This window comes from Chitinophaga pinensis DSM 2588, from assembly GCF_000024005.1.
GTDB classification, from domain to species: domain Bacteria; phylum Bacteroidota; class Bacteroidia; order Chitinophagales; family Chitinophagaceae; genus Chitinophaga; species Chitinophaga pinensis.
Genome location: NC_013132.1, coordinates 267,467 through 279,516, shown reverse-complemented (window position 1 = coordinate 279,516; position 12,050 = coordinate 267,467). Strand labels below are relative to the sequence as shown.

Below are 12,050 nucleotides of genomic sequence, written 5' to 3'. Positions count from 1 at the left end.
TCATGTCCTTCCAACGCCGGAAAATGATAGTCTATTGTCTATAAATCAATTATTTACAGACGGATAGAACCATATATTGACACGGCTCATCGGCTGACAGCCACGCTGGTAACGGCTAATACTATACCTCGAATTTCCTTTTTCTGAAAAACATAAACACCGAAGCGAACAATAAGATCAGTCCGACAGGAACGATGAAACAAATTGCCTGCCACTTGCTTTTTTCCAGTTTTACTTTTTCCGGATTCAGCAGGCGCAGGGTTAATTCTTTGTTACGCGCGTCCATGATGCCTGTGTTATGGGTCAGGTAGCCCAGGGTATTAAGGAAGAATTCGCGGTTAGCATAGACCATTGACTGATCGTAGAGGTTAACCCCCATTTGCAGCGGACCACTTTTCTGTGAGAAAGCATTGGTGATGACATCGGCATCGCTCACAACGATCATTTTATTGATTGTGTCGCTGTTGTTCTTAAACGGTCTGCCTGTCGCCTTTTGAATGGCCTGTTGAGTGCCGGCATCAAGACGGTTGCGGAACAGAGAGGTGAATTCTCCTTCCAGTAATACCGCTACCGGCAGGAATTTCTTATTGAATTCACGTGGATTCGGTTTCGTACGCAGACTGTTCCAGGTAACCTCTGTAGGGGAGCTTACACTACGGCTGTTAGCTGAGGTGGTCAACAGTACTGTTTTCTTGATATTACCGCCTTTTATAGTATCGATAGAGCTGGCAAAGTGGCTCAGCACAAGGTCCATATTTTTTACAATCGGATGTGCACCGGTAGGTGTCAGCAGCGGGAAGAACGGAAATGCTAATGGCTGCATCTGTCCTGTACGATCCACAACCTGTGGTACAAAGTCAGACTGCATGTCCTGTACAAGGTCCTGATTGATACGTACACCATAACGGAACAGGATATCTTCCAGGTTCAATCCTTTATCAAATGCGACGAAGCTTTCCTGGTGCGCAAGACTGTCAATGGAAGCATTCAGTTCGTCGATAAACCACAACACCTTACCTCCATTCATCACATACTGGTCTATTTTCAGCTTATCCTCGTCTGAGAAGCGTGAGGCTGGTTTTGCAAATACAACCGCGTCAAACTCTTTAGGGATATAGGAAATGTACTGTAGTGTCAGTGTATCCAGCATATAGTTGCTCTGCATGGTGGTGAGTGCATCGTATACCTCTGCTCCCAGTTGCTCACCATTACCCAGCATATATCCTACCAGTGGCGTCCGTTTCTGTTGCAGTTGATAAATTGCGTTGGCGAACTGGTATTCCAGCAGGGATTCTGAATTATTCATCGCCGCGTCTGGATTTAATCCGCCCTGGCTTTTCAGGAGATTAATGCCGACTGTTCTGGTACCGTAATGTATCAATGCGCCGGGGAAGATCAGTTTTTCAGAATATCCCTGGTTGGCGTCTTCCTGCACCTGCATATTAAAAGGCATAATGCCTTTTTCTACCAGTGATTGCTGAAATGCCATACGGGAGGAATCCGGCAGTCCCTGGCCCGGGTTCTGGAAAGAGAATTGTATGCGGTTACCGCCATATTCTCTGAACTCTTCCAGCAATTCCTGGCTGGTTTGGGCCAGCTGACGGAAACTGGCGGGATAATCCCCTTTCAGAAAAACTTCTATGGTAACAGTGCTGTCCAGCCCGCGGAGCAGGGTTTTGGTAGCAGGAGTAAGTGTATATCTTTTTTCAGCGGTCAGATCCAGACGGGTATGAAAATAAGCAGCCAGTATATTGATGCCTACAAGAACGCCCACCACAAGTATCGCCCGTTGTATATATTGATTCCTTCTATTAGTAGCCACAACAAATGTTTTTGTTAATTAGGAATTAGGAATTATCAATTAGGAATGATGAAAGTGACAAGGCGTAATTCTTAATTCCTAATTCTTAATTCCTAATTGACTCAGTCCCATATCCTGCGTTGCAGTGATAATCTTGTCAGATACAGCATCAGGCCGATAATGCTCAGGAAATAAATAATATCCCGGCTATCGATCACCCCACGGCTGATAGACGTGTAGTGAAATTTGATACCAGCCATACGCAGGTAGTAATCAGCGCTGCCGGAAAAGGCCGGTACTTTGCTCAGCGCGTCAAAACCATTGTAGAATATGAAACAGGTAAAAATAGCAATGAGGAAGGCAACTACTGAATTGCTGGTCAGGGAAGATGACCATACACCTACAGCGGTGAATACAGCGCCCAATAAAAACAGGCCGATATAGGAACCTGCCATGCCACCGTTGTCAAGATTAGCGGGATCGGCACTCAGTTGTCTGACTGCGATATAATAAACAACAGTAGGGATCAGTGAGATCAGTACGACTACAAGACCAGCTGTAAATTTTCCTCCGACGATCTGCCACCAGCTCAATGGTTTCGTGCTTAACAGCTCCATGGTGCCGGATTTGAATTCATCCGCGAAACTACGCATGGTAATAGCGGGAATGAGTAACAGGTAGATCATGGGCGCCAGCTCAAAAAGCGGGTCGAGATTAGCGTATCCATAATCAAGCAGACTGGTATCGGGAAAAACGAATAACAGCAGGCCGTTGGCCAGCAGAAATAGGATGATGGCGACATATCCGGTTATGCTGCTGAAAAACTGATGTATTTCTTTTTTAAAAATTGCTAGCATAGTGAGACAGAAAGCACAAATATATATAATTAAAAATGATCAATTACGAATTAAGAATTAGGATTTAAGCAGGTATTTTGCCCAAATCCCGATTATTAACGCACAATTGATCAGTTAATTATTTTAGTTATGCTCTTCTTCCAGTTCGTAGCCTTCCTCAGGAACCTCTTCTCTCATAGGCTCCAGTCCGTTTTTGAAACGGTAATCGTTGATGGCTGCTTTTACTGCATCTTCGATAAGAATGGTGGCGTGTATCTTGGCTGGCGGAAGGCTCAGCGCTTCCACAATATCCATATGATCGAGCCTGGCGGCTTCTTCGATGGTTTTCCCCTTCAACCACTCTGTAGTAATAGAGGTAGCTGCGATGGCAGCGCCGCATCCAAAGGTTTTGAATCGCGCATCCATAATAACATGCCTTTTCGGGCTCACTTCGATCTGTATCCTTACTACTTCAATGTACTCCGGCACGTGTATTAACCCTGTCCCCACCTGCGGACTGGACTTATCCAGTGTTCCCGCATTTCTGGGGTTGTTGTAATAATCTAGAACTCTTTCAGCGTAAGCCATAAGCATAAGTATAAAAGATTTCACCAATCGTCCCCAATATGTTCACTGTATCAAAGACGGGACCACTCTATTGAGCTCATGTCCGCACCTTCTTTAAACATTTCCCACAGCGGACTTATTTCTCTAAGTTTATTGACCGTATCTGTAACGGTTTGAATAGCATAATCGATCTCTTCTTCAGTTGTGAAGCGTCCCAGTGCAAAACGAATGGAAGAATGGGCCATATCATCGCTGAGGCCAAGTCCCTTCAATACGTAACTGGGTTCCGGAGAGGCGGAGGTACAGGCAGAACCGGATGATAGCGCAAGATTCTTGTTAAAACCCATCATCAGGGCTTCTCCTTCCACATAACGGAAGGAAATGTTGGTGGCATGCGGTAAACGGTTGGTTCTTGATCCGTTGACAACGGTTTCTTCCAGTTGCAGCAATGCGTTTTCCAGTTTGTCACGCAGGGCTGCCAGTCTTTGTCCTTCTGCTTCCATTTCCTGTTGGCATAATTCACAGGCTTTTCCGAAAGCTACAATACCTGGTACGTTGAGCGTACCGGAGCGCATCCCGCGTTCATGTCCGCCGCCATCCATCTGCGCAGTTACTTTTACACGCGGAGATTTACGACGTACATAAAGGGCGCCTGCTCCTTTGGTACCGTAGAGCTTATGAGCGCTGAAGGCCGCCAGGTCGATACCATCGCGGTTGACATCCACAGGCACTTTTCCTGCCGCCTGGGATATGTCGCTCATCATCAGCACTCCATGCCTCTTGGCAATGGCGCTGATCTCTTTTATAGGATTAATAACCCCTATTTCGTTATTGGCATACATGATGGACACCAGGATGGTTCTTGGCGTGATGGCTGCTTCCAGTTCTTTCAGATCCGGAAAGCCCTCACTGTTCACCTTGAGATAAGTTATCTCTGCCCCTAGTTTTTCCAGGTGTTTGCAGGTGTCCAGCACTGCTTTGTGTTCAATTTCAGTCGTAATGATATGGTTGCCCTTGTCGGCATACATTTCAAACACGCCTTTCATCGCAAGGTTATCGGCTTCCGTAGCCCCGGAGGTGAAGATAATCTCCTTAGGATCTGCACCTATTAGCGCAGCTACCTGCTCACGGGCCAGATCGACTGCTGCCTCTGCTGCCCAGCCAAAAGAATGGTTACGGCTGGATGCATTACCAAATGTCTCCGAAAAATAGGGAAGCATGGCCTCTACTACGCGCGGATCGCAGGGGGTAGTAGCATTATAATCCAGGTAAACGGGCAGTTTTAGCATATCTGTCGGTCTTTAGTTGTACGTGTTGATTCCTTTACTACAAATTTAATGCTTAATTACTTTGCTTACCTACCACGATCATTGTAAGAAATGATAACTGCATAGAGAACGGTTATTTCTACTATAAATTGTTAAATTGCTATATGCAGAAAGTTGAACATATAGGAATAGCAGTCAAATCATTAGACATCTCAATACCCTTATTTGAGAAGCTTCTGAACAGTGGTTGCTATAAAAAAGAACTAGTGGAAAGCGAGTTCGTAGAAACCGCTTTTTTCCAGACCGGACAAACAAAAATCGAACTCCTGGAGGCGACCGGCCCCGACAGCGCAATTGCCAAATTTGTGGACAAAAAGGGTGAGGGGATACATCACATCGCATTCGAAGTGACTGATATCTATGCTGAAATGGAAAGATTAAGTAAAGAAGGATTCACGCTATTGCAAACTCAACCGAAAAAAGGAGCAGATAATAAACTGGTTTGTTTTCTGCACCCAAAAGGTATAAATGGCGTACTGGTGGAGCTTTGCCAGGAAATCTGAGATTTTTTTCAAATAATGAAATCCGGAAGATTAAAGCGTTCGTAAATATATTTCAGACACATGTAAACAGACACGTTAGAAGAAAAACATCAATCAAAATAACTTAGAACTTTTAAAACAAACAGGACGCAAAATTGTTGGTATTTAGAGCGCGGAAGTGTTCACAAGTGTATTAGCAGCAATATGATATACCTTACATTATCTTATTAAACCAAGCTTTACCCTGAAGAATAGCCCGTAAACCTCATTAGAAATTATGCCTCGTAAGAAAAATAATTTTTAGCCAATGGTCTCATATGCCTTGTAAAAACTAAATCATCACTTATAATATAATCACATTTATATATCAGATATAGCGTTTGAAAAGACGTAATTATCTAAGCGTATTTACAATACTCTAAAGTTGGCATAGGTTATGAACACCTGCGGGCTTTCCAGCTTGCAGGTCTCTTTTTTATATAAAGCTGACCAGGTTATATGACAAGGATAAGTCTATAAAACGCAACATCCTCCACGAAAGTATACACCCTCCGTTTTATTTAAGTATATATTTTATCAGCACCTGTTCTGCCGCGGTACATCTTCGTGTTAATATTACACTTATTGTAATGTATAGCTACTTTTTTAAAGGATCTCACTGCCCGTAAATAAGAAGGGGCTCCTTTAAAAAGAAGCCCCTTCTTGTATCCGATAAATATTGAAACAAGTATTATGCAATTACCTTTTCCATACCCATACTTCTTGATCCTTTAATCAGTAAGTAGGTGTCAGTGAATTGTTGTTGCTGTAGCCATATAGCTGCAGCTGCCGCATTTTCCTGGTAGATATAAGGGTGATTGGTTTTGATAAAATCTCCGCCTACCAGTACCACCGCGTGCCAGTGTGTACGTTGCAAAAGATCTACCAGTGCCTGATGTTCTGCTACGCTGTCATCACCTAATTCCATCATACCGCCTAATAACAGCACTTTCTTCTCCGCAGTAATACCCGCAAAATTGTCTATGGCAGCTTTCATACTGGATGGATTTGCATTGTATGCATCCATGATAATGGTATTGCTGCCCTGTTTCATCACCTGAGAACGGTTATTTGAAGGCACATAAGAAGAGATCGCGTGTTGTATCTTTTCAGCTGGTACACCGAAGTGCAGTCCGACAGCAACAGCCGCCATTATATTCGGAAAATTATATGCGCCTACCAGCTGACTATCGATTTGTCCGATACCCTCATGGCCTGTTACTTTTACACTTAACAAGGCGCTGTCTGCCAGCGGCTGTCCTGTATAGTCAGCAGCAGCTTCTCCATAAGTAATAACAGTCTGAATACCTTTACTCATATCTACTAAGTAAGGATACTCATTGCATACGAAAACAGTGCCCTTATTATTACGCAGAAAATCATACAGTTCTCCTTTCGCCCTGCGTACGCCTTCAGGACTTCCAAAGCCCTCCAGGTGCGCTTTCCCGATATTGGTGATAATGCCATGTGTAGGCAGTGCCACCTTACAATAGGCTTCTATTTCATGCTCATGATTAGCCCCCATTTCAATGACTGCCATTTCCGCATCAGCAGGAATGCGTAAAATTGTCAATGGTACGCCGATATGATTGTTCAGATTACCTGCGGTAGCAGTGGTTTTGAATGCGCTCGCCAGCACCGTGCTGACAAGCTCTTTCGTAGTCGTTTTACCGTTAGTGCCGGTGATGGCCAGGAACGGAATATTGAGACTTTGCCTGTGACGAAGCGCCAGTTGCTGCAAGGTTTCCAATGCATCATTGGTCAGCATCATTTTATCCGGCTGCGTATAATACGCCTCCTCATCCACTACAGCAAATACAGCCCCTTTTTCAAGCGCAGCTGCCGCATAAGTATTCCCGTTAAAATTCGGGCCCTTCAGCGCGAAGAAAATATCGCCCGCCTTGAGCTGTCTGGTATCTGTCTGGACAGATGGATATTGCCGGTATATATCGTAAAGCTGATCAATGTTCATAAAAACAAAAATATTAAAATTCAGCTGATAGTCCATAGACCCTGCTTGAATTAAGCACGAAGAATTAACATTCAGGAATCAGGGGGCGTTCCGGGCCTTTGAACACCCTCGCCGAAACATATCCCGGTTATGGACTGTCAATTATAAAATATATTTTTGTTTTAAGCGTTAAAACAAATAACCATTCAAAGACCCGGCCGGATAAACCGCCCTTAAATCGAAAGTGAAATGAAAAAACCTATGAGAACCGCGCTGTTGCCCATTCTGGCGATCCTTTTCGTGTACAGCTGTACGGCCGAACAGGCGCCCGCTCCGGAACCAGGCATTACGCCAACTGCCTGCGATACCGCAGTCATTACATCCGCCTATATTATGACTACCGTTTCGACAAAATGTACGAATGGTGCATGTCATAAAGGAACCGGCAACTTTGTCGTATCAGACTTTTCCACGCTGGAAAAGCTGAAAACCTACCTGAATGCCAATGAGGCCCTGTTCAGGGAAAGAGTAACCAGCCCGAACGCAGATATGCCTCCCCGTGGCAAGCTCAGTGAAGGTACGCGTGACTCAATTAACTGCTGGCTGAACCATGGAATGCCAGATTGATAACCCATTCTCAACAAAACAGTTTACAATGAAACAACTGATTGCTTTGCTTGCAGGACTTTTCCTCGCACATGCCGGATTCGCACAGGATGTATTTATGTGCCGTAATACCGGACTTTCCTTCTTCTCGGCTACGCCTGTTGAAGACATAGACGCTACCACCGATAAAGGGACGTCTGCCATGAATGTAAAGACCGGTGAACTCTATTTCAAAGTTGCCGTAAATACCTTCAAGTTTAAAAAACAGCTCATGGAAGAGCATTTTAATGAAAATTACATGGAGAGCGACAAATACCCTTACGCGATATTTAAGGGCAAACTGGTATCCCCTCCGGATCTGCATAAAGATGGGACCTATGAAGTAGCAGTTGACGGTGTACTGTCATTGCATGGCGTGGATAAACCTTACAAGGAGAAAGCCACTATCATCGTAAAAGACGGCAAACCTTCCGCCAACGCCAAATTCAATGTAAAACTGGCGGATCATCACATTAAAATACCAACACTGGTTATCAAAAACATTGCAGAAGTAGTGGAAGTAACCGTAAAAGCGGCTTACAGCGCTGCTTCCTGATAAAAACAATAATCTGTCAGATCCTATGAAACATATTTATCTGTTATTGCTGGGCTGTTGCCTGGGATTGCACTCCTTCGCCCAGGAAAGCCTGGAAGCACTTGTAGACAAGGAAGAAGTGAAGACACATGAGCCGGTGATCGCCACCTATAAATCTACCCGCATCATACAGGGACACTCTCCTGAAACACTAAAAAAGCGTGAGCTTGATTTCAGGGTTGCACACCATTTCGGTGACCTGGGAGGTGAGTTTGGTGGCCCCAAGACCTTTTTCGGAATGGACAACTCTGCTGATATCCGTATTGCCTTTGAATACGGTATTACTGACCGTTTAATGGTCGGTATTGGCCGGACGAAAGGTTCCGGTAACCTGACCCAGTTATACGAAGGATTGGCTAAATACAAGCTACTGCAACAAACGACGGACGATCATATACCGCTGACGGTAAGTCTCTTTGGTAACGCAGTGGTAAGTGGTATGACCTCCAGTAAAACCATCTCCGATGCCAGCTATTTTGGAAAATTCAGCGACCGCCTGTCTTATACCGGTCAACTGATTATCGCCCGTAAATTCACGCCTAGTTTGTCGCTGACCCTGTTGCCAACATGGGTACACCGTAACAGGGTAGGTTATAAAGACCAGAATGATGTCTTCGCTTTAGGCGGAGGCGGCAGACTGAAATTCACCAAACGCCTTGGTCTGTTGCTGGAATACTATTATCCGTTCCGTAGCCAGGAAAGTAAAGATTACTTCAAGGCACAGGGAAGAGAATTATATAATCCACTGGCTGCAGGACTCGAACTGGAAACCGGTGGACACGTCTTCCATATCACTTTTGGCAACTCTACCGCTATTCTGGAAAACCAGTTTATTACGGAAACACGCTCCTCCTGGCTGCAGGGACAGTTCAGATGGGGCTTCAATATCTCCCGTAGATTCTCATTATAACATCCTGGGAATGACGTATTGTGTATGAACAAATTGAATGGTCGTTCTGTACAATTCGTCATTCCTAATTTGTACTTTTAAGTAATGAAACCTGTGACCTGTTACATAAAAGAGCGATCATTGCTGGCCCGGCTGGCAGCCCGTTATATGGGTGGAAATCAGATCGCTATGGTAATAGGGAAGACAATTCACCTGCATGGAGCCACCCGGGAAGACTTTCTCAGTCACAAATGGTGGGTCAGGCACGAAATATGCCATGTAATGCAATACCGGGAATTAGGACTGATTCCTTTTCTCTGGAAGTACTTATGGGAATGTGCCAGGGTTGGTTACTACGCCAACCGTTTTGAAGTAGAAGCGAGGGCTGCTGAACACAACTCCGCAATCATGGAAAGAGTTGTTATTGTGTAAGTTGCTTGTTTTCAGCTGAAATATTCCAATTCAATGCCCTTTTCAGGTACTTCTAAATGAAAAGTTAAAGTCTTTCTGGACATATAATTTTTAGTACTACTGGATTTATTTTGCTTATTTTTACGTTAAACGAAACGGAGGTGTAATATGGTAAAGAAAGTAACAGACGGCATTACCATCAGTGTGGAGACATTTTATCAACCGGACTATTCTAATCCGATTGGTAGTGAGTTTATGTTCGCCTACCGTATTACCATTGAAAACAATAACACTTTCCCAATAAAGTTACTTCGTCGCCATTGGTATATCATTGATTCCAACGGTACCCACCGCGAAGTAGAAGGAGAGGGCGTAGTAGGTGTACAACCACTGCTGGCCCCGTCTGAAAGCTATCAATATGTTTCAGGGTCTAATCTGCGTACCGAGATCGGTAAAATGTACGGCTCCTACCAGATGGAAAATCAACTGAATAAAAAGCAGTTTGAAGTCAAGATCCCCGAATTTCAGATGATTGTGCCTTTTAAGCTAAATTGATTTACGTTTAATTTCAGGGTTTTACTAATAACTTGTAAGACTACCAGCGGTCAGTGGACACCTTCTTCCCTAAAACCCGGTCTGGTAATACTTATATAGTACTCATCCTACGTTAATCCTGCCTTTATTTGGTAGCATTAGCGAAAGATAACTATCATCATTCCCCTAATCAGCAAAGAAAATAGCATGGACACCAAACAAGCTTATAATCTCTGGGCATCCCATTACGACTCCAACGATAATAAAACACGCGATCTGGAAGCAGATGCACTCCGTACTTCACTCGCTGGTATACATTTTAAAACCTGCCTTGAAATAGGTTGTGGTACCGGAAAAAACACACTCTGGTTCCAGGAAAGAGCAGAATACATCACCGCCATCGATCAGTCGGAAGGTATGATGGACAAAGCGAAAGAGAAGATATCTTCCAGCAGGGTATTGTTTAAACAGGCCGATATTACGAAGGAATGGCAGTTCCAGGATGGCTTGTATGACCTGGTCAGCTTTAGCCTCGTGCTGGAGCATATTGATAACCTGGATCATATCTTTCAGCAGGTATCCAAATCCCTGCATCCCGGCGGTTATGTCTATATCGGCGAACTGCATCCCTTTAAACAGTACGCGGGATCTAAAGCACGTTTTGATACTGCCGCCGGAACGGAAGTACTGGAGTGTTTTAATCATCATATTTCTGACTTTATCCAGTCCGCAAGAAAGTTTGGGCTGATAGTAGAAGACCTCAATGAATATTTTGATGATAACGATAGAAACGGTATTCCCAGGATACTTACCATTATTTTGAAGAAAGTTTAATGAAACTAACGATTACAGCCTATTCAACAGCACTGTTTTCAAGCTGGTATTTTATAGAAGAACTAGGTATTTTACTCGATGCCGGAGACGGCATGATATCTGCGCTTTTGCAGAAAAGCCGTAAGATCACACATGCATTTATCTCACATGCAGACAGAGATCATCTTACCGGACTATTACAGTTTAATCAGTTAAATGCAAGGGAAGGTTATCCTGTGATATGTTATCCAAGGGATTCACGGTCTTTTCCCGCTATGCATGAATTCTTTGCAAGATTTGATCCGCATACCACCGGCACCGTATGGCAGCCGGTTACAGCAGGTGATGAAATTCGTGTGAAGGATGATATACTCGTTATACCCGTACGTAATGAACATGTACCAGTGCCTCCTGCAATAACGCGCAGTCTGGGGTATAAGATTTATCAGACGAAACGAAAACTGCGTCCGGAACTAGCAGGTTTATCAGGAGAAGAAATTCGTAAAATCGGTATTGAAAAAGGAAAGGAAGCCACTACAATGGAAGTGCGTACAAACATCCTGAGTTATTCCGGCGATACACCTGTTGATGATCTGCATAAATGGGACGATACAAAGATCCTGATTCATGAAGCAACATTTCTTGAACGTGAAGAAGAAATCAAAGTGCATGCGCATAAAAATAAACACAGCCGGCTGGATGAAGTGATCGAAATGGTGAGTGCTAGTAATATTGAAACATTGATACTGGGACATTTCTCATCTAGGTATAATGCGGCACAGATTGATGATGCAATACGACAACTCTGCGACAGATATGCACTGAATATACCTGTCTATAGAATACTGCCGGGAGAGGCCGTAGTGGATGTATTGAATGGTAAAACCGTCAACGGATAAACACGGTCAGCTGCGTGTAAGCGTAAAAATAATTTCCTGCAATTTTTTATGCAGTACATTTTTATTCAAAAAAATCATTCTATCTTTGTTTTATGCAAACAAACATGTCATATAGTAAATCGTGGTCATGGTGTCAACAAGATACCAGTCGGATTACTGTGTGATGTCAGATATACAAAGACATTAAGGCCCGATTGGTATTCCAATCGGGCTTTTTTTATTACTACTGGTTTCATCTAACGGTAAGATGATAGTCTCCA

13 protein-coding genes are annotated in these 12,050 nt (G+C 43.8%); 8 read left to right on the top strand and 5 right to left on the bottom strand.

Features of this window, described 5'->3' with window-relative positions; translation table 11 throughout:
• Positions 1-121: 121 nt before the first annotated feature.
• The 4 genes from gldG to CPIN_RS01130 form a co-directional block, all read right to left on the bottom strand.
• The gene (gldG, locus tag CPIN_RS01145) at positions 122-1,822 is read right to left on the bottom strand and encodes a gliding motility-associated ABC transporter substrate-binding protein GldG (protein ID WP_012787908.1); all 1,701 of its coding nucleotides are present in this window, start codon (positions 1,820-1,822) and stop codon (positions 122-124) included.
• Between the two features lie 101 nt (positions 1,823-1,923).
• Positions 1,924-2,658: a gliding motility-associated ABC transporter permease subunit GldF gene (gene gldF / locus CPIN_RS01140; protein WP_012787907.1), complete on the bottom strand. Its 735-nt coding sequence runs from the start codon at positions 2,656-2,658 to the stop codon at positions 1,924-1,926.
• A gap of 123 nt (positions 2,659-2,781) precedes the next feature.
• The gene (locus CPIN_RS01135) at positions 2,782-3,225 is read right to left on the bottom strand and encodes an iron-sulfur cluster assembly scaffold protein (protein WP_044220622.1); all 444 of its coding nucleotides are present in this window, start codon (positions 3,223-3,225) and stop codon (positions 2,782-2,784) included.
• A 50-nt stretch (positions 3,226-3,275) separates the two neighbouring features.
• Positions 3,276-4,493 (bottom strand): IscS subfamily cysteine desulfurase, encoded by a 1,218-nt coding sequence (locus CPIN_RS01130; RefSeq protein WP_012787905.1) that lies wholly within the window; start codon positions 4,491-4,493, stop codon positions 3,276-3,278.
• A 143-nt stretch (positions 4,494-4,636) separates the two neighbouring features.
• Between CPIN_RS01130 and mce the strand changes: the two genes are divergently transcribed.
• A complete protein-coding gene (mce, locus tag CPIN_RS01125) occupies positions 4,637-5,035 on the top strand; it encodes a methylmalonyl-CoA epimerase (RefSeq protein ID WP_012787904.1) in 399 nt (132 codons plus the stop codon).
• A gap of 709 nt (positions 5,036-5,744) precedes the next feature.
• On the opposite strand, the gene CPIN_RS01120 is transcribed toward mce, so the two are convergent.
• Positions 5,745-7,025 (bottom strand): UDP-N-acetylmuramoyl-tripeptide--D-alanyl-D-alanine ligase, encoded by a 1,281-nt coding sequence (locus CPIN_RS01120; RefSeq protein ID WP_044220620.1) that lies wholly within the window; start codon positions 7,023-7,025, stop codon positions 5,745-5,747.
• Between the two features lie 228 nt (positions 7,026-7,253).
• On the opposite strand from CPIN_RS01120, the gene CPIN_RS01115 reads away from it, so the two are divergent.
• The 7 genes from CPIN_RS01115 (at position 7,254) to CPIN_RS01085 (ending at position 11,790) form a co-directional block, all read left to right on the top strand.
• Positions 7,254-7,631, top strand: coding sequence for a hypothetical protein (locus CPIN_RS01115; RefSeq protein WP_012787902.1), 378 nt, complete (start codon positions 7,254-7,256; stop codon positions 7,629-7,631).
• Positions 7,632-7,659: 28 nt separating this feature from the next.
• Complete coding sequence (locus CPIN_RS01110; RefSeq protein WP_012787901.1) at positions 7,660-8,205, top strand: YceI family protein; 546 nt, start codon at positions 7,660-7,662, stop codon at positions 8,203-8,205.
• A 25-nt stretch (positions 8,206-8,230) separates the two neighbouring features.
• A complete protein-coding gene (locus tag CPIN_RS01105) occupies positions 8,231-9,154 on the top strand; it encodes a DUF5777 family beta-barrel protein (protein ID WP_012787900.1) in 924 nt (307 codons plus the stop codon).
• 84 nt (positions 9,155-9,238) lie between these two features.
• Positions 9,239-9,565: a hypothetical protein gene (locus tag CPIN_RS01100; RefSeq protein WP_012787899.1), complete on the top strand. Its 327-nt coding sequence runs from the start codon at positions 9,239-9,241 to the stop codon at positions 9,563-9,565.
• Positions 9,566-9,712: 147 nt separating this feature from the next.
• Positions 9,713-10,099: a Co2+/Mg2+ efflux facilitator ApaG/CorD gene (gene apaG, locus CPIN_RS01095; protein ID WP_012787898.1), complete on the top strand. Its 387-nt coding sequence runs from the start codon at positions 9,713-9,715 to the stop codon at positions 10,097-10,099.
• A gap of 186 nt (positions 10,100-10,285) precedes the next feature.
• Positions 10,286-10,912: a class I SAM-dependent methyltransferase gene (locus tag CPIN_RS01090; RefSeq protein ID WP_012787897.1), complete on the top strand. Its 627-nt coding sequence runs from the start codon at positions 10,286-10,288 to the stop codon at positions 10,910-10,912.
• Positions 10,912-11,790 carry an MBL fold metallo-hydrolase gene (locus tag CPIN_RS01085; RefSeq protein WP_012787896.1) on the top strand — a complete coding sequence of 293 codons (879 nt, stop codon included), beginning with the start codon at positions 10,912-10,914 and terminating at the stop codon, positions 11,788-11,790. The genes CPIN_RS01090 and CPIN_RS01085 overlap by 1 nt, the downstream gene beginning before the upstream one ends.
• Positions 11,791-12,050: the final 260 nt, after the last annotated feature.

Coding starts and splice junctions, on each gene's coding strand:
- gldF (WP_012787907.1), bottom strand. CDS start 2,658: ATGCTAGCAATTTTTAAAAAAGAAATACATCAGTTTTTCAGCAGCATA.
- CPIN_RS01135 (WP_044220622.1), bottom strand. CDS start 3,225: ATGGCTTACGCTGAAAGAGTTCTAGATTATTACAACAACCCCAGAAAT.
- CPIN_RS01130 (WP_012787905.1), bottom strand. CDS start 4,493: ATGCTAAAACTGCCCGTTTACCTGGATTATAATGCTACTACCCCCTGC.
- mce (WP_012787904.1), top strand. CDS start 4,637: ATGCAGAAAGTTGAACATATAGGAATAGCAGTCAAATCATTAGACATC.
- CPIN_RS01120 (WP_044220620.1), bottom strand. CDS start 7,025: ATGAACATTGATCAGCTTTACGATATATACCGGCAATATCCATCTGTC.
- CPIN_RS01115 (WP_012787902.1), top strand. CDS start 7,254: ATGAAAAAACCTATGAGAACCGCGCTGTTGCCCATTCTGGCGATCCTT.
- CPIN_RS01110 (WP_012787901.1), top strand. CDS start 7,660: ATGAAACAACTGATTGCTTTGCTTGCAGGACTTTTCCTCGCACATGCC.
- CPIN_RS01105 (WP_012787900.1), top strand. CDS start 8,231: ATGAAACATATTTATCTGTTATTGCTGGGCTGTTGCCTGGGATTGCAC.
- CPIN_RS01100 (WP_012787899.1), top strand. CDS start 9,239: ATGAAACCTGTGACCTGTTACATAAAAGAGCGATCATTGCTGGCCCGG.
- apaG (WP_012787898.1), top strand. CDS start 9,713: ATGGTAAAGAAAGTAACAGACGGCATTACCATCAGTGTGGAGACATTT.
- CPIN_RS01090 (WP_012787897.1), top strand. CDS start 10,286: ATGGACACCAAACAAGCTTATAATCTCTGGGCATCCCATTACGACTCC.
- CPIN_RS01085 (WP_012787896.1), top strand. CDS start 10,912: ATGAAACTAACGATTACAGCCTATTCAACAGCACTGTTTTCAAGCTGG.